General features: G+C 39.7%; 15 protein-coding genes and 1 riboswitch. Of the genes, 11 read left to right on the top strand and 4 right to left on the bottom strand.

Annotated elements, in window-relative coordinates; translation table 11 throughout:
- Position 1 precedes the first annotated feature (1 nt).
- Positions 2-298, bottom strand: a complete 297-nt coding sequence (locus tag NSQ11_RS02455) for a DUF3817 domain-containing protein (protein WP_008347156.1) — start codon at positions 296-298, stop codon at positions 2-4.
- Positions 299-433: 135 nt separating this feature from the next.
- On the bottom strand, positions 434-1,132 hold the full coding sequence (locus NSQ11_RS02460; RefSeq protein WP_216099594.1) for a hypothetical protein: 699 nt from the start codon (positions 1,130-1,132) through the stop codon (positions 434-436).
- A gap of 604 nt (positions 1,133-1,736) precedes the next feature.
- Between NSQ11_RS02460 and NSQ11_RS02465 the strand changes: the two genes are divergently transcribed.
- From NSQ11_RS02465 to NSQ11_RS02515, 11 genes are all read left to right on the top strand, one after another.
- Positions 1,737-3,923 (top strand): DNA topoisomerase III, encoded by a 2,187-nt coding sequence (locus tag NSQ11_RS02465; RefSeq protein ID WP_017358419.1) that lies wholly within the window; start codon positions 1,737-1,739, stop codon positions 3,921-3,923.
- Positions 3,924-4,120: 197 nt separating this feature from the next.
- A complete protein-coding gene (locus NSQ11_RS02470; protein ID WP_017358418.1) occupies positions 4,121-5,203 on the top strand; it encodes a glycosyl hydrolase family 8 in 1,083 nt (360 codons plus the stop codon).
- Positions 5,184-6,035, top strand: a complete 852-nt coding sequence (locus NSQ11_RS02475; protein ID WP_017358417.1) for a GGDEF domain-containing protein — start codon at positions 5,184-5,186, stop codon at positions 6,033-6,035. The genes NSQ11_RS02470 and NSQ11_RS02475 overlap by 20 nt, the downstream gene beginning before the upstream one ends.
- Positions 6,025-7,743 carry a DUF2334 domain-containing protein gene (locus tag NSQ11_RS02480; protein ID WP_017358416.1) on the top strand — a complete coding sequence of 573 codons (1,719 nt, stop codon included), beginning with the start codon at positions 6,025-6,027 and terminating at the stop codon, positions 7,741-7,743. Before NSQ11_RS02475 ends, NSQ11_RS02480 begins: the two co-directional genes overlap by 11 nt.
- Complete coding sequence (locus NSQ11_RS02485) at positions 7,736-9,004, top strand: glycosyltransferase family 2 protein (RefSeq protein ID WP_048001267.1); 1,269 nt, start codon at positions 7,736-7,738, stop codon at positions 9,002-9,004. Before NSQ11_RS02480 ends, NSQ11_RS02485 begins: the two co-directional genes overlap by 8 nt.
- A 4-nt stretch (positions 9,005-9,008) precedes the next feature.
- The gene (locus NSQ11_RS02490; protein ID WP_342501246.1) at positions 9,009-11,090 is read left to right on the top strand and encodes a cellulose biosynthesis cyclic di-GMP-binding regulatory protein BcsB; all 2,082 of its coding nucleotides are present in this window, start codon (positions 9,009-9,011) and stop codon (positions 11,088-11,090) included.
- A gap of 66 nt (positions 11,091-11,156) precedes the next feature.
- Positions 11,157-11,304: riboswitch (cyclic di-AMP (ydaO/yuaA leader) on the top strand.
- Positions 11,305-11,416: 112 nt separating this feature from the next.
- Positions 11,417-13,243: an APC family permease gene (locus tag NSQ11_RS02495; protein WP_048001265.1), complete on the top strand. Its 1,827-nt coding sequence runs from the start codon at positions 11,417-11,419 to the stop codon at positions 13,241-13,243.
- Positions 13,244-13,313: 70 nt separating this feature from the next.
- Positions 13,314-15,035 carry a pyruvate oxidase gene (locus NSQ11_RS02500; protein WP_076822725.1) on the top strand — a complete coding sequence of 574 codons (1,722 nt, stop codon included), beginning with the start codon at positions 13,314-13,316 and terminating at the stop codon, positions 15,033-15,035.
- A gap of 195 nt (positions 15,036-15,230) precedes the next feature.
- Entirely contained in the window at positions 15,231-16,901 is a 1,671-nt protein-coding gene (locus tag NSQ11_RS02505; protein WP_342501356.1) for a T7SS effector LXG polymorphic toxin, read from the top strand.
- A gap of 14 nt (positions 16,902-16,915) precedes the next feature.
- Entirely contained in the window at positions 16,916-17,227 is a 312-nt protein-coding gene (locus NSQ11_RS02510; protein ID WP_072368456.1) for a hypothetical protein, read from the top strand.
- 71 nt (positions 17,228-17,298) lie between these two features.
- The gene (locus NSQ11_RS02515) at positions 17,299-17,520 is read left to right on the top strand and encodes a hypothetical protein (protein ID WP_072368455.1); all 222 of its coding nucleotides are present in this window, start codon (positions 17,299-17,301) and stop codon (positions 17,518-17,520) included.
- A gap of 39 nt (positions 17,521-17,559) precedes the next feature.
- On the opposite strand, the gene NSQ11_RS02520 is transcribed toward NSQ11_RS02515, so the two are convergent.
- The gene (locus NSQ11_RS02520; protein ID WP_008346966.1) at positions 17,560-17,823 is read right to left on the bottom strand and encodes a hypothetical protein; all 264 of its coding nucleotides are present in this window, start codon (positions 17,821-17,823) and stop codon (positions 17,560-17,562) included.
- A 99-nt stretch (positions 17,824-17,922) separates the two neighbouring features.
- Positions 17,923-18,492, bottom strand: a complete 570-nt coding sequence (locus tag NSQ11_RS02525) for a GNAT family protein (protein ID WP_008346964.1) — start codon at positions 18,490-18,492, stop codon at positions 17,923-17,925.
- Positions 18,493-18,556: the final 64 nt, after the last annotated feature.

An 18,556-nucleotide genomic window follows, 5' to 3' on the forward strand; every position in this document is an offset into this window, starting at 1 on the left:
ATTAAGCTTTTGTATCATACTGGCGAAGCACCTTGTCATAGGCGAAGTTGCCGAAAGGAATGAATGCCGCAAAGAATCCGGCGATGGACCATTTCAAATGCCAGCGAACTTTAAAGGTCACATATGCCAAAATGAGCATATAGATCACAAACAATGCGCCATGAAGAGAGCCCACAATGGTGACCGCCATCGGAATATCCGCAAAATATTTTAGAGGCATGGCAATTAAAAGAAGGGTTAAAAGAGACATACCCTCAATAAAACCCGCCTGTCTCAGACGGCTGATACTTGTATGCATATACAAATCCTCCTGTATAAAAGCTAGTTTCTCATCTTCTAATATAAACGAAAGATCGCCTGAACATGCGATAATCTACGAAAAATTCAAAATATGTTCATGTTATTTTTAAAAAATGTCTTTTTTATACTTAATTTATTCAGAATTTTTCTTCTTTAAAGTGTTTAAGTCATTATGCATTTTCCATAGATTTTTATCGCCATTGTAGTAAAAATATTTTTTTGATATGAAGTGTTCGTTTTTATAAGAAAGATTTAATAACATGGATTTTTCTAAGATATCTGCAGAAACTTTTTTTGTTTGTTTTAACCTAAGGTCGAGTAAAAAAGATGTAATTAAAATTCCCACTACATAAGGTGCAAAAAAAATAGTACCAACATTTATAATATTTGCTTTGGAGAAATTACTTAAATATGTTTTAAAGTTAGAGAAATTATTCTGAATCTCTGCGATATCAATATCCTTGTAGTATTCCCAATTTTTAAGTTCGTTTAAAGAAATTGATGTAAAACTTGTACTCACAAAGAAAAATATGGCTAATGAGCTTAATGTTAAAGTGATATTGCTTATTTTAAAAGCAGTACTTAATTGCTCAAGTTGATATGCTGGATGGATAATTACAGTTATGCATAAAAATACAGTTGAGTAGATAGATAGTGTTATAAACTCGTATGAGTGGCTTTCAATTACATAGGAAAGACTAATTAAAGTTTTTAGCGAAAATACGTTATAAAGTTGTACAAAAAATTCTTGTCTAATATTACCAGATTCTATTGGTAAAAAACTCAAAAGTAAAGATATCATAGATATAAAAGAGGCAATAATTAAAAACAATGTGAATAATCCTAAAAATGTTACACTAATAATACAACAGAATCTGAAAATATAACTATTTTTACTTATTGCAAGTCCACTAAAAAATAAACATATAATAAAGCATAAGAAAGAAATTGTATGAAAATTGCTGAAATAATGATATCCGAGATATTTAAATGTTATAAATCCTAAAATCAAAGTCAATATAGAAATGTATATATAGGTTTTCCCTCTAGCTACACGATCTGATTTAAACCCTGGTTCACTAATGTCTATATTTTTTAAATTCTTGAATGAATTAATTATACTCACTATTTTTAATATCCATGTAAAAGGGATTAGTAGTATAGAGATAAGTAATAAATATTCATTTTCAGAAAATAATATCATAGTAATAATAAAATAGAGGAGAGATGTCGAGCAGAGATCAAAAAAAGATACGTTGTGTATGTAATTATTAATTATTTTCATAAATTACTCCTAATTTGTAAAATAATTTAATTAAATATAACATTGCCAGAATTTATTTTCTAGAAGATCATTGAATTTTTTAGCCATTAGAACCGCATCTCCACGTCTGCTATAATAAAAGGATGGATAGAAGAAAGAGATGTGAAATCTAGTGTCAAAAACAGTTGTATTAGCAGAGAAACCTTCAGTAGGACGTGACCTTGCACGTGTGCTGAAGTGTCATAAAAAAGGAAATGGTTTCTTAGAAGGAGATCAATACATTGTCACGTGGGCGCTTGGTCACTTGGTGACACTGGCTGATCCAGAAGGCTACGGGAAAGAATTTCAATCCTGGCGTCTAGAGGATTTACCAATTATTCCAGAACCACTCAAGCTTGTCGTGATGAAAAAGACAGGGAAACAGTTTCAAGCGGTTAAAGCGCAGCTGGCGAGAAAAGATGTAAAAGACATTGTCATCGCAACAGATGCTGGACGTGAAGGGGAGCTTGTGGCAAGGTGGATTCTTGAAAAAGCACATGTGAAAAAGCCTCTAAAACGTCTATGGATTTCGTCTGTTACAGACAAAGCCATTCAAGAAGGGTTCAAACGATTAAAAGACGGCAGAGAGTATGATAACCTGTATCGCTCGGCGGTTGCGCGTGCAGAGGCCGACTGGATTGTAGGGATCAACGCAACAAGAGCGCTGACAACGAAGTTCAATGCGCAGTTATCCTGTGGACGTGTGCAAACGCCAACGATTGCTATGATCGCCAAGCGAGAGGAAGACATTCAGCAATTCCAGCCGAAGCTGTTCTTTGGGCTGACTGCACAAGTAGATGGACTGACGCTGACTTGGCAGGATGCAAAGACAAAACAAAACCGTACATTCCAAGAGGATGTAGTGAAGGAGCGCTTGGCAGCCTGTAAAGGAAAACCTGCAGTGATTGATGCACTGAAAAAAACAGCGAAAAAATCCTTTGCTCCAGGATTGTATGACCTGACAGAATTGCAGCGTGATGCCCATAAACGCTACGGTTTTTCAGCAAAAGAAACACTGTCTACACTTCAGCGCCTGTATGAGCAGCATAAGCTCGTCACATATCCTCGTACAGATTCACGTTTTATTTCGGCAGATATCGTTCCCACATTAAAAGATCGACTCAAAGGAATGAACGTTAGACCTTACGCGCAGCATGTGAATCGTATTTTACAATCAGGCATTAAAGCACATAAAGGTTTTGTCAACGATGCCAAAGTGTCAGATCACCATGCGATCATTCCAACCGAGGAAGAGCTGTATCCAGGTGCATTAAGTGATAAAGAGCGTAAATTATATGACCTGATTGCCAAGCGATTCCTCGCTGTACTGATGACCCCTTTTGAATATGAGGAAACAACAGTGATCGCCAAGATCGGCAGTGAGACATTCACAGCGAAAGGAAAAATTGTGCAATCAGCCGGTTGGAAAGCCGTGTACGATGATTCCTATGAAGACGAGGAATCAGCCGAAGCAGATCAGCACTTGCCGGCATTAACAGAGAGGCAGTCACTTGACGTACGCCAATTAAAAGAGACAAAAGGCGAAACGAAACCTCCTGCTCGTTTTAACGAAGCGACCCTTTTATCTGCCATGGAGAACCCGTCTGCATTTATGGAGAACAAGGAAAAAGACTTAGTGAAAACCCTTGGTGAAACGGGTGGATTGGGGACAGTGGCAACTCGAGCTGATATCATTGAGAAACTGTTTAACAGCTTCTTAATTGAGAAAAAAGGCAAAGACATCTTCATCACATCGAAAGGGAAGCAGCTGCTTTCTTTAGTACCTGAAGATTTAAAGTCACCTGCGTTAACAGCGGAATGGGAACAAAAGCTTTCTAAAATTGCGAAAGGCCAATTGAAAGCTTCTCAATTCATGAGTGAAATGAAGTCATATGCAAAACAAGCCGTATCTGAAATCAAACAAACGAACCAAACCTTTAAGCATGACAACATGACAGGCACACATTGCCCTGACTGCGGAAAACTCATGTTAAAAGTGAACGGGAAAAACGGCACCATGCTTGTTTGTCAGGATAGAGAATGCGGACATCGAAAAAATGTGGCAAAGAAAACAAATGCACGCTGCCCGAACTGTCATAAAAAGCTTGAGCTGCGCGGGGAAGGCGATGGCAAAATATTTGCCTGTGTTTGTGGTCATAGAGAGAAACTGTCTGTTTTCGAAAAACGCAAATCACAATCCAATCAAAAACGAGCCAGTAAGCACGATGTGTCTAAATATATGAAGAAACAAAAGAAAGTGGAAGAACCAATCAATAACGCACTTGCAGAACAATTGAAGAAACTAAAATTAGATCAATAGTTGTGTAAAAACCCATGTGAATTCGCATGGGTTTTTTGTTTATTCGAGTATTTTGGCATGTTGTTTTTCTGTAAATGGGAATATGTAAGCGAAAAGACTCGTAATTTGGTATAAAATATTTATTTTCATTTAAACAGAAACGCTCTATAATAAATCGTTAGATGCTTAGAGAGAACAAGGATTGAAAGGGGACACGAATGGATACACCCATACATCGTACAGCTATCGCTATACTCATTGTCATTCTACTAGGCGGATGTACCTGGAAACAGCAGCAACATACAGCTCAACCAGAACCTGCAAAGCCAGTATTGTCAGGAGAGTACTTTATGACTCACCACTTAATGACAGACCAAGGCATGATTCGGACCTCGCTTGCGGAGCAGCCTACTTACTTATCAGAATCGCTCGGACTTTGGATGGATTATCTTGTTAGAAAAAAAGATCAAACATCTTTTGATCAACAGGTAGACGTCCTGCGCACTCAATTCTTACTGGAACATGATCTTCTTAGCTGGCAAATCGAATCTCATCAAAAAAGCAAAGTCAATGCTTTAGTTGATGACTTACGTGTAGTAACAGCACTTCAAAAAGCAGATCAATTGTGGCAGAAGTCAGTGTATCAAACCACAGCCAAAAAAATCGCAAAAGCGTTAAAAGACAAAAACATGTTCAAGGGTATGTTGACCGACTACTATGATGCATCGACAAAGCAAACTTCACACACAATCACACTTTCATATCTTGACCCAAAAGCAATCAAAGAACTAGTATCCCTCCACCTATTCACAGAACAAATGATGAACAACCAATTGGCTATTCTAAAAAATGCACCGAGACAAAAAGGATTTTTTCCAAAATCCTATGACATAGCGAAGAAAGTCTACTCATTTGATCAGGAAATCAACTTGATCGACCAGCTTTATACGGCTCTTTATGCCGAACGTGCACAGGTTGATACAAAAGTCATCATGAAATGGCTGAAAACCAACTTCCAAAAGGAAGGAAAACTGTATGGACGATATAAACTGAGCACATTACAGCCAGCAGTGACGTATGAATCGCCTTCAGTCTATGCACTGGTGATCTTCTATGCACTCAAACAAGGAGAAGATGATTTTGCAAAAGACGTCTATCACCGAATGAAAGAGCTGCAAATCCAAGATCCTCTCAAGCCTTATTACGGAGGCTATATGAACGAAAAAGATACACACTCATTTGATAATTTATTGCCTCTAATTGCAGAAAGGGAGCTTCTAAATGAAAAGGTTATTCAGTAACACCTATCGCACGTATTATACGGTGCTCCTCACGTTTGCGGGACTCATTTTATTTATGGGCTACTTGAATGGACGTGATGCGGAGAGTGTCATGATCATCACACTCACATTTGTCGTGATAGGATGCGGCATTTTATTTGGTATTTTGCCAGCATTGGTTTTTACTTTGTTGATTTTGTTCTTTATAGGAAGCGGGATGTTCTTTACAGAGCTTGGTCACACAAATTCCCTCTTTTCTCATCAAACCTTGCAAGATGTCGTGATATGGGGCGTGGCGCTTCTCTTTTTTGCTATTTCTGCTGGAAACGTACATGAGCGAATAAAAACGATGCGTCACACCATTGACCAACAAAAGAGGGCCATCAAACAATTTGTAGCGATTGACTCAACCACAGGATTTGACAATGCAGAGCGGATGAGACTCGAGTTGTCTGAGGAAATGAAACGAGCAGAACGATACAAACAGCCATTCGTCTTTATCCTTCTTCATATGCACTACTCAGCTGAATTCAAAACATTATATGGAGAAAAAGAAATGCAGCATCTTTTCCAGCAACTCAGTATGAAGATACGCGAAAGTGTGAGAGAAACGGATAAGAAATTTCGATTATCCGAAGAACGAATCGGGCTGCTGCTCACTCACACACCTGCAGAAAACGTCTCGATCGTTCTTGAAAAGCTAAAGGATAAACTGCAAACGCATGTCCTGCTAAATGGTCGTGAAGTGACCTTAACCTTTCATGTCTGTCATTTAACAAGCAGCTCGGACTATCGGACACCAGAGCAATTTTTAGAAGAACTAGAAAACGAGATGATGATGAATGAACTTTAATGTTTTGACGAAATGTTGTTTGTTAATCGTTCTTTTCTCTATGCTTTCGATCAAAGACAATTCATCAGCCGGTGCACTTGAGAAAGAGTCCAGGACCCTCATCGTCTATTCCACACAATCGGGTGAGGCAACGCCAACTGTTCATATGCTTGATGTACTTGTGGGGCATTTTTCCACACGAACAACCATTTTATCTGATGAACAAATCACTGAAAAGAACCTCAATAACTTTCAGCAAGTTATCTATATAGGTGAAGAAAAGAAAACGTTGAAAGCACAAACCGTACGTCTCATAAACGAATCAAAACGCTTAATTGCAATAGGACACAATGCGGAACAGCTTCGCCCATTCTCCAAGCTTACTTTTCACAAACAAGATCACATCAGTCAAATCAAAGATACTGATGATCAAGAATACCGTCAGCTAGAGAGAGGAATCACAGCTCAGACGGTTCAAGGGACAGATCTGCAACGTACATTCTTATTGAAGAAAAATCAAGCTGAGCAGCCATTTGTGATTCAAACAAAAGAAGGTGCGGCATATATCGGAATGCTAAATATCCTTCAGCACGACAAGCTGCTTGCAGAGGTGCTTGAAAGTCTTCTCCTGCCGGCTTCTAGTCAGACGAAGACAAAGTACTTACAAATTGGGGAGATTAACCCCGTCACGGATGAGAAGAAGTTACTTGAACTTGGACGATACGTAACAGCTCGCCATATCCCTTTTCTGCTGGCGGTGACCCCTATATGGATTGATCCAGCAACAGGGGATGAAGTGACGCTCAGTGACCGGCCTAAACTTGTCCACGTGTTAACACAATTGCAAAGCAATGGAGCTAGTGTCGTTCTTCATGGGTTTAGCCGTACGTATCGAACGGAGGAGTCGGGGAAAGGCTTTGAATTCTGGGATGTAAAGTACGATCAGCCCGTTACGTCAAATGAACCAGAGAAAGCTGATCAACAGCTGAACAAAAGCTTTTTTCCAAATGAAAAAGATTTTAATGCGTATATCAAATCCAATCAACATCAAGAAGCCATCTATACAGAAGAAAAGCTGACAAAAGGCATTGAACTGCTCGCGCAGCAGGGGTTATATCCGCTTGCATTTGAAGTGCCAAATGACGCCATTTCCCTGCAAGGCTATGAAGTGATTTCCCGCCATATGTCCAGTCTATTTGGACAGGTGCAGCTCTCAGACCGTACATGGAAATCAAGTAGTGAATCACCATTTTTGTCGACACCCGCCATGCTTCATGGCATGACTTTATATCCTGAACAGTCTATAGATACAGCGTCTGACCAAGAAGGTGCAAACATACTGACAGAGCAAACAATTCAATCCATGCAGCATATCCAATCCGCCGCCATTGGGCTGTCCTATGATGTGGAAGCGGGGATAGATGGGCTGCAAGATGTAATCACACAAATGGATGCGATCCCTTCTAGTGAATGGCTAGATTTAAAGAAAACAAAACAGACTGTTCAAACTCAGAATGTCCAGATCAAAACAGCAGGAAATGGTCATATTCAAATAGAGCAATCCAATATAGCTGAACCAAAAACACACAAACGAAGCGGGATGGAAAATATGCTTCGAATACTCACAATGGTGGTTCTGCTCTTTATTGTGGCATTTGCTTTTTACACATTGTATTTAAGGCTGACGATGAAAAAACGGATCTTTAAGGAGAGAAAATCAGGTGGCTGATATCTTATTTTACCTATCATTAATACTGATTTGGATCATGCTCCTATATCATATGTTTCTGATGCAGGGAGGCTTTCAGCACTATTTAACTTACGAAAAAGTGCTGCCTAAATGGACGAAACAAGGGAAAGATCTGCCGACCGTCAGCATTCTCATTCCAGCACATAATGAAGAAGTGGTCATTCGGCAGACGCTAAAAGCCATGGTCCAGTTATCCTATCCCAAACACCTTCTTGAAATCATTGTGATTAATGACAATTCCTCTGATTGTACAGGGGAGATTGTGCAATCATTTAGTGAGCAATACGATCATGTCCATATGATTGAAACAAAGCCGCCATTTGCAGGGAAGGGGAAATCTACTGCACTGAATGAAGGCTTGAAGGCTTCGACAGGAGACGTTATTTGTGTATACGATGCAGATAATATGCCTGAAAAGAAAGCCGTCTACCATTTGGTTCTTGGATTATTGAATGATTCTAAAGCAGGTGCTGTTGTCGGGAAATTCAGGGTCATCAATGCAGCCAAAAACCTCCTGACAAAATTCATTAACATAGAAACGATCTGCTTCCAGTGGATGGCGCAAGGCGGGAGATGGAAATGGTTTGGCATTGCGACAATACCAGGCACCAACTTTGCGATCCGTCGGCACATTTTAGAAGAGCTTGGCGGCTGGGATGTCCATGCACTAGCTGAAGACACTGAATTAACGATTCGTGTGTATAACCTGGGCTATGTGATTCGGTTCTTTCCTGCTGCGATTACATGGGAACAAGAGCCTGAAACATGGAAAGTCTGGTGGCGGCAACGAACACGCTGGGCTAGAGGCAACCAATATGTTGTGCTCAAATTTTTAAGACAGTTTATGAAATTAAAACGAAAACGAATGATTTTCGATTTATTTTATTTTTTCTTTACGTATTTCTTATTTTTCTTTGGTGTACTGCTCTCCAATGGCATTTTTATCTTAAACTTATTCGTTGATCTTCACTTATCTGTGGGAGCTGTGGCACTCATCCTATGGGGGTTAGCCTTCTTCCTCTTTTTAACAGAAGTGATGATTTCGTTAAGCATAGAGAAAACAGAGCTGACCAAACAAAATATTCTCATTGTCGTTCTCATGTACTTTACCTATTCCCAAGTATGGATTGCGCTTGTTGTGTACTCCTTATGTGTAGAGGCGAAAAGTCGATTATTGAAACAAGAAGTGAAATGGTACAAAACCGAGCGTTACAATCAACAACAAAAGAAAAGCGGGTGACATATTGAAATCGTTAAAATGGTTGATTTATATATTAGGATTATCCTTAGCGATCCAGCCTTTTTTCATGGCAGGTCAAGCAATGGCGCAATCCAACCGAGTTCAAGTCAAAGATGATTGGGTTCAATCTTCAAAAGAAAGCAAAACAAAAACGCAGCATCTATCAGAAGACGTAGTGACCTTATATGGACAAGAAGACCGCACTGAATTTACCTATCAAGTGGATCAGGAAAAAACAGAGTCAAGCACATTGACGTTAAATATAGAGGCTTCACCATTATTGATTTCACCTTCCTCATTCACTGTTATGATTGATGGAGAGATCGAAAAGACCATCCCTGTATCAGGGAAAAACCAGAAGAAGTCGATTCAAATCAAGTTGAACAAATCACAATTGAAAAAAGGTACTCACCGCATTCAGGTCACATTTTATGGTGTTTTAAAAGAAGGCGTGTGTATCAACCAAGAGACACCTGCCAATTGGCTAAAAGTGTATCCTGAAAGTGAACTTACATTCAAAGGAATCAAGACGAAAGATTTCACATTAGATAGCTTTCCATCACCTTTTATTCAAACAGGTGATCAGAAAGAACAGACAGACATTGTCATTCCTAATTCACCGGATGCAGCTGAATTAGAAGCAGCCATCAAAGTATACCGTACGTTGAAAAACAAAGATCTCCAAAAGGAGATCAAACTTATCCAAGAAAAGGACATCAAGCAAGTGGCTCACCCAACGATTGCTGTGGGAGCTATAGGAAGCTGGGATGGACGGATGAAAACGATTGAACAAGCTGCAGGAATTAAAACGAAAAGCAGTCATCTTACGTTAGCGATGAGAACTTTGACAGCAAAGAAAACAGAACAGCCCATTCTATTTGTGACAGCGGAAAAGCCTGTGACAATCGCTGGAAAAATCAATGTTCTAACTCAGTCAGAATTAACGGATCAACTGACTGGAACAGACCTAGTGCTTCAAAAGGCTGCAGCTCAAACGTCTAAACCATCTCACAAGATTCGTTTGAAAGATTTTGGCGGAGATGATGTCACGGTTGGGACCAACAAGACGGCATCCGACCACTACTATTATCCTAAAGCGCTACTGGCTAACCAAAAATCAGGTGCAAAGCTCAATCTTTCATTCAAAAAATCTGATACAGCAGCAAGCAAAACAGAACGGTTAACTGTTATGATCAATGACGAACCGCACGACGTACCATTAACAAAACTAGGCAACAAAGATGCGAATGGATTCTATCATGTCTCGATTCCAGTAGATTCAAAGATACTTCAAAAAAATGAATATATTGATTTGCAATTTGTCACAAGTGGTTTTAAAAACATGGAATCCTGCAGACATACGGATGAAGAAGGCTGGATATTCATTGACAAAAATAGCTCTTTACAAATACCAGAAGGAACAACGAGTGAAAAGCCAGATTTAGCCGCATGGCCGCTCCCGTTCACTTCGAAAAATACATTGATCATCATACCAGATCAAATCAAACGTGAAACAATCAATCAAATGGCCATGGTGACGGAATCTTTTAGTCAGCCAGAAGTGGCTCAATATCATTTAATGAAAGCTTCTCAAGTGACAAATGAACAATTGAAAAATCACCCTCTCATTTTTATCGGAGGTATTCAGACGTTCTCTCTTCTGAAAGAAAAAGCAGCCGATCTCATTGTTCCGGTGAAAAAGGATCAGTATGATGTATCTTCTTTCGGCATGATCAACGAAACAACGGCTCGAATTGTATGGACGCAGCCATCTGTTTGGAATAAAGAACAGACAATGACAGTCTTTTCAGGAATGACTGCAACTGAAGCTAACGTGTCAAATGAAGTCATGCAATTTCTTCAAACAAATACAGAAAAAGCAACAGTTGCAATAGAGAGTAAAAACAAAGGTGTGTTTACTAATCATCAATCCGTCAGTAGCACATCGAGCAGTATGAAAACAAGTGAAAAACAAAGTAGCGGCGAGTCTTGGATTTACTTTGCGTGTATCGCTGCACTCATCCTTTTTGTGCTTGTGATGATTGTCTATTTCGTACGAAAAAACCGTAAAAAGACTGAGTTCTAAACGATCAAAAGACCTTGAAAAAATCTCTTTACTTTGGTGTCAAACGGGAGTATGATCTCTTTTATAAAAGACCAATCGCTGAATCATTTCGATGAGCGGGGGAACCAATTGTGGTGGTATAAAACACCACGTGGGGTGAATCCTTTTAAGGTAGGGCAAAATCTCATGCGCCCGAATCCGTCAGCTAACCTCGTAAGCGTTAAAGAGAGCAAAGACCAACCTGTGATCTAAACAATAGGCACAGGGGCATTCTATTGCCTCTGTGTCTTTTTGGCGATCCAAATTTTGTAACTTAAATCGTTTGACACTAAAGGAGCGGGCAACACATGTACAGTTTGATGAAGCGTATTTTAATTGGTAAACCATTAAAATCACAGGCAGCAGGAGAACAAAAACTATCAAAAATCAAAGCTTTGGCATTATTGTCATCAGACGCATTGTCGTCAGTCGCATACGGTACAGAACAAATCTTGATTGTTCTATCAGTTGTTAGTGCGGCAGCGTTTTGGTACTCACTCCCGATTGCAGGTTGTGTATTAATTCTTTTAATGGCGTTGATTCTATCTTACCGCCAGATTATTTATGCTTATCCAGAAGGCGGCGGGGCGTATGTCGTCTCCAGCAGAAACTTAGGTGAAAAACCAGGGCTGGTTGCTGGTGGATCATTACTCGTCGATTACATTTTAACCGTAGCAGTGAGCATTTCTGCTGGGACCGATGCGATCACATCGGCTTTTCCAGCTCTATATCCATATCATGTCATGATCTCAATCGTATTAGTCCTATTGATTATGGTGTTAAACCTTCGTGGACTGACAGAGTCGGCATCTATTTTGGCTTATCCTGTGTACCTATTTGTCTTTTCATTGCTCATTTTAATTGGGGTGGGCGGATTTAAACTATTAACTGGGCAAGTGCCGCCAGCACCTGAACATACAGCATTTGGCACACATGTATCAGGCATCACGTTATTTCTTTTATTAAAGGCATTTTCGTCTGGCTGTTCTGCTTTAACTGGTGTTGAAGCGATTTCTAATACAATTCCATCCTTTAAAAAACCAGCTGCACAAAATGCAGCGAGAACTTTATTGATGATGGGGGGATTACTGGCCGTTCTATTTGTAGGAGTGACATTGCTTGCGTTTGGTTTTGGCATCTCGCCAAAGCCAGAAGAAACGGTTGTGTCACAGATTGCATCAGACACATTTGGACGGACATTTTTCTACTATGTCATTCAAGCTGTCACAGCTTTAATTTTAATATTAGCGGCAAACACAGGTTTTTCAGCTTTTCCATTATTGGCTGTCAACTTAGCAAAAGATAAATATATGCCGCGCATGTTTACAGTGAGAGGAGATCGGCTCGGTTATTCCAATGGTATTATCTTTTTAGGCGTAGCTTCTATGCTGCTCATTTGGCTATTTGATGGGAAAACGGAACACCTCATTCCACTTTATGCTGTCGGTGTGTTTATTCCATTTACCTTGTCTCAGACAGGTATGTGTGTAAAGTGGATTCGTGAAAAACCACAGGGATGGAAAGTGAAAATGCCTATCAATATCGTAGGAGCACTTATTTCATTTACGGTTTTCATGATTCTCATTTTGACCAAGTTCCATCTTGTATGGCCAGTATTTGTTTTCATGCCAATTGTTCTATTTATTTTTTATTCTATTAAGAAACATTATCTGTCTGTTGGAGAACAATTACGTTTATTGAATGAAACCGAGCCTGTCGAAATCAAAGGAAATGTGGTCATCGTCCCAATAGCAGGTGTCACACGTGTCGTCGAACAATCTGTGCAATATGCAAAATCCTTATCAGACCAGGTCATAGCGGTTCATGTATCGTTTGATAAAGAGAAAGACAAGAAAATTGAAGCTGATTGGGAAAAGCTGAATAGTGATGTGCGTCTGGTGATTTTACATTCGTCTTATCGAAGTCTCATTCACCCGCTTGATAAATTTCTTGAAACGATTGAAGCGAAAGCAAATGCACATCAATATAGAGTGATGGTGCTCGTCCCTCAATTTATTCCGAAAAAAAGATGGCACACCATTTTGCATAATCAATCTGCTTTCTTATTAAGATTCCGTTTATTATGGAAACGGGATATTGTTGTCGCCACTCTTCCATATCACTTTAAAAAGTAACAAGAGCAAGTTGAAACGTTTGATCAAAAGGGTGCGGTGGTATGGAGTAAGAAAAAAGGAGTTTTCTCACATGCCGCAAAGAACCGCAGGAAAAGAAGTAACAGCGCTACTGGAAGAGTGGGGCGTGAAACATATTTATGGAATGCCCGGCGACAGTATTAACGAATTAATCGAAGAACTAAGGCATGAATCAAGCAAAATTCAATTTATACAAACAAGACATGAAGAAGTGGCAGCACTTTCAGCAGCAGCTGATGCGAAACTAACAGGCAAACTTGGAGTTTGTTTATCAATTGCTGGGCCAGGTGCTGTCCACTTATTAAATGGACTATACGATGCAAAAGCGGACGGTGCACCTGTATTAGCGATAGCAGGGCAGGTTGCCTCAACTGAAGTAGGTAGAGATGCATTTCAAGAAATCAAATTAGAGCGGATGTTTGACGATGTTGCTGTCTTTAATCAGCAAGTACAAACAGCAGAAGCTCTGCCTGACTTATTGAATCAAGCCATCAAAGCTGCATATACCCATAAAGGGGTGGCGGTTCTCACTGTCTCAGATGATTTATTTTCTCAGAAAATTAAGCGGAGTCCCGTTTATACATCACCTCTTTATGTAGAGGGAGATGTGCGGCCGAAGAAAGATCAACTGCTAAAGGCTGCTCAACTTATTAACAATGCGAAGAAGCCAGTCATCTTAGCAGGAAAAGGATTAAGAAATGCAAAAGAAGAACTTCTTTCGTTTGCAGAAAAGGCAGCTGCACCGATCGTCATTACACTTCCTGCAAAAGGTGTTGTTCCAGACAGGCATGCATACTTTTTAGGGAACCTAGGTCAGATCGGGACGAAGCCTGCATATGAAGCGATGGAAGAGTGCGATTTATTAATCATGCTTGGAACCTCCTTCCCATATAGGGATTACTTACCGGAAGACACACCTGCCATTCAATTGGATATCAAACCGGATCAGATCGGTAAAAGATATCCGGTAGAAGTGGGGATTGTAAGTGACAGTAAGACTGGTCTTCATGAACTAACCTCTTATATTGAATATAAAGAGCAGCGCGGTTTCCTTGAAGCTTGCACAGAGCATATGATGAAGTGGCGAGAAGAAATGGATAAGGAAAAATCTATTGCCACATCACCGCTTAAACCGCAGCAAGTCATCGCTAGATTAGAAGAAGCGGTCGATGATGATGCCATACTTTCAGTTGATGTTGGTAATGTGACGGTATGGATGGCACGTCATTTCGAAATGAAACAGCAGGATTTCATTATTTCCAGCTGGCTTGCCACAATGGGCTGTGGTTTACCTGGCGCAATATCAGCTAAATTAAACGAACCAAACCGCCAAGCTATTGCTGTCTGTGGTGACGGAGGCTTCACAATGGTGATGCAAGATTTTGTAACGGCGGTAAAATATAAACTGCCAATTGTCGTTGTGATCTTAAACAACAACAACCTTGGTATGATTGAATATGAACAACAGGTAAAAGGCAACATCAACTATGGTATAGAGCTGGAAAATATTGATTTTGCAAAATTTGCAGAAGCATGCGGTGGTAAAGGAATCTCGGTGTCATCACATGAAGAACTAGCACCAGCCTTTGATCAAGCACTTCAATCTGATAAACCTGTGATCATTGATGTTGCGGTGACCAATGAACCACCGTTACCTGGTAAAATCACGTACACACAAGCAGCAGGCTTTAGTAAATATTTATTGAAAAAATTCTTTGAAAAAGGTGAGCTGGATATCCCTCCACTCAAGAAAAGCCTTAAACGCTTTTTCTAAACAGCAGGTAGTCGGTCTTCCAATTAGGGAGACTGACTTTTTTTGTTGAATGGGTAAAATCATTTCAATTGTCACTTGTTTTCTGCTGTATAAAAATATAAAGACTGCATTTTTTGAAACTTAAAGCCTATTTTTCCAATTCGGTGAGAAAGGTAAAATAGACTTTATGATCAATAATGGAGGGAGTGGCTTAATCTGGGCAAGATACTTGATGCAAAAGCACTAACCAGTGCCATGGATACAAGGGCAAAACACTATCAGGAACTCCGTGAACAAATGATAGATTTAAAAAAGGCACTTCAAGGTGTTGCCAATCTCGGTGACGACTTCACTGGAAAAGGTGCCGATAACATTAAAAGCTTCTACAAAGAGCTCGCAGGAAATGTGGACATGTTCATCAGCTTCATTGATAAGCAAAAAGCCTTTCATGAAGGTGTTTCTGGAACGCTTGATGATACAAACTTTGGCGGCGATACCTTTGTAGAAGAACACTTTTTAGACAACGCTGTACATATGGGAATCAAAAATGCCAAAAGTATTGTAAAGGATCAAAAAAACGCTCTCAAAACCATTTTTCAAGACATAGATGACCTCATTTCACTAGAAGTATTTGATAGCCAAACTTTTGATGAAAAAATAGAAGATGCGGAAGACGAGCGAAAAAAGACAGTGAAAGACCTAAGAGAGCTTGATCAAAATCTAAAAGATGAATATGCTTTGTCAGAGACGGAGCAGCAAGCTACAATGGCATTGTACGCAGAAATGATCAATGCCACAAATGACGGAAAATCCATTTCGCCTATGAATTTTGACAAGAAAGCATTTCAAGATAGTGAAATCTACAAGGCAAAAAGCGATATTGAGAAGCAAACTTCTGAATATCTAAAAATCAAAAAAGATCAAGAAGAAGCCCGCAAGATCGCAAAGGAACAGGAAGCGCTCGCCAACCGTCCGTGGTATGAAAAAGCTCTTGATTACGGTGGGAATATCGTTAATGAGCTGACAGGCGTGAACGATGCAAAACGTGCCGCAACAGGTGTCGATCCGATCACAGGTGAAGAACTTACAGCAGGCCAACGAGTCGCCGCAGGCGGCATGGCAGCAGCAGGATATATCCCAATCGTCGGTTGGGCAGGACGCATTTTCAAAGGCGGTAAAGCCGTTTATAAAACGACTCAAGCCGCGTCAGCCGCAGTCAGAGCAGTCGACATCTATAAGACGTCACAAAAGTCCTTTGATGCTTTAAAAACATCGCAAAAAGGCTTATACGGTCTTACTGCGACCAACGGCTTCAGCGAAGCGATTACGGGTCGTGACATGTTTGGAAATAAAGTCTCGAAAGAACAGCAGGAAGCGAGTATGAATGCGGCTCTGGGGATGCTTTTGCCGTTTGGGGCGAAAGGGTTTCATGGGAAGATGGGGATTAAAAAAACAAGTGGTTTAAGTAAAATACCTGAAAATAGCATTAAACATTCTAATAAAGGAGATTTCACAACAAACCCTAAAACAGGGGATATTTCAAAAATGAAGGGTGGAGGACACGGACAACACAATATAAAATTCTTACAAGAAAATAATATAGAATATAATATAAATAAAGTATATGAGAACGGTGTTAGGATAGGGAATGTGCCTGGTCATAAGGTGAAAGCAAAACGAACAGGTTCTAACCAATCTTGGTTCCCAGAAAACTGGACAGAATCTGATATTGCGGCAGCGGGTGCCAAAATTGTTGAGTCACCTGATTTTTCTAAAGTGGAAAATGGAGTGGCTATCTTTGGTGAATATAAAGGAGTAAGAGTTGGAGTTATTAAAACCAATGGAGAAGTAGGAACTATTTTTCCGGATGCTACAAAACAACCTTAATGTGGAGGATCAACATGGACATTGAAAATACATTAAATAGAGTATTAGATAAAAGAAAAAAATTAGATTTAAATGATGATTACGGTATACAGAAGAGTTGGGATGAAATAATAGAAATTCTCGGAGAAAACGAAGAGAGAACGTTGGAATATTTAGAACGTTGCAGTAAAGAAGATTTATATTGGATAAGTGAAGTGTTTGAAGACATATCAGAAGTTTTACAAAGTAAGGAATTAATTAAATGTTTGCGTAGGTTGGATAAAAAATATCCTGAATTAGAGATGAAACAAGATATTGATCTAGCAGAAAGCTATATTGAAGATTAAATTTTATGATCTATTTAACTAATAATAATATGTTAATCTAATCCAATCACCACATAAAAGGAGAATCAGCCATGTTATGGATTTTCACACAAAACCAGCAAAGTCTGGTCCACGTCAATGAAGTCACAGTACAGGGTAAAAAAATTGAAGGGATCATGGGAAATGATTCTTGGACAAAAACTCTCGGCAAGTATGACTCAAGCGATCGAGCAGCAGAGATTCTGCAAGACATTGTGAAGACGGTTGAAGAAAATCAAGGTGCATCTATTACATACCGAATGCCTCAGCAGTAAAAAAGAAACCACCTTTCCATAGCGAAAAGGTGGTTTTGTTTATGAGGGTGTTTTGGTAAAGGCTAAAAATAACGGGATGCCTGTGCCGACAAGTGTAGTGGCGAATAGGAACATACCGCAAATGAATAGAAAATGACTGGCTGAAAAGACGAGTGCCAGAATAAGAAATACGATGCTGAGTCCTGCCATGCTATATGATGGGACAAAGCGGCGTTTGTATGTGGCTTTCTTTGTTAGGAATGAGAAGAAAATGCCAAATAATAAAGGGACAATCCATAAGTAAAATAAAATAATAAGAGACATACATCATACCTCGATTTTTTCCTTCTATTTTATCAGATGCCAATCACAACGGATACTACAAAGCTTCACTTTGTAAAATAGTTCATGCAATCGACACAATTAAGTGGGCTGATTGATCGAATTTGTTTTTTGTTTCATATATTCAGGCTGTAAAAGTGCGTACACACAGTGATCGGCAAAGTGGTCGCCCAGCCATTCACATTGTCTTAATATGCCTTCAAGTGAAAAAGATAAACGCTCTGCGATGCGTCTGCTTTTTTGATTATCAACAGCGGCCCTTATTTCAATGCGGTGCAGACCGCACTCTTCAAATAAATAGTGAATGACCGCTTTGCATGCTTTTGTCATGATGCCTTTTCCTTGATAGCCTTCCCCGAGCCAATAGCCAATGGAAACCGTCCGATTAATCCAATGAATTTGGTGGGTGCCAATGATACCAACGAGTTCTCCATGTGACCAGATTCCAGCCTGAAAACCATTGTTTTGCAAAGCTTGCTGCATGGCACCTTGAATAAACGCCATGCTGTCTTCTTCTGTCTGCGTCGAATCGACCCATAGCATCCATTCACGTAAGTGCTCTCTTGAGCGTTGGATGAGCAGATACAGACTTCTCGCGTCTCTTGGTTCAAGTAGCCGCATGGATAGATCTTGATCCTGATAAAAAAACATGTGATCACATCCTTTCAAGGGAAATTCTACCACAACCCGATATAAAAGACAGCATGATCACTGT

Origin of the sequence: Bacillus sp. FSL W7-1582, assembly GCF_038593325.1 — a bacterium.
In the GTDB taxonomy this organism is placed as follows: Bacteria; Bacillota; Bacilli; order Bacillales; family Bacillaceae; genus Bacillus; species Bacillus altitudinis.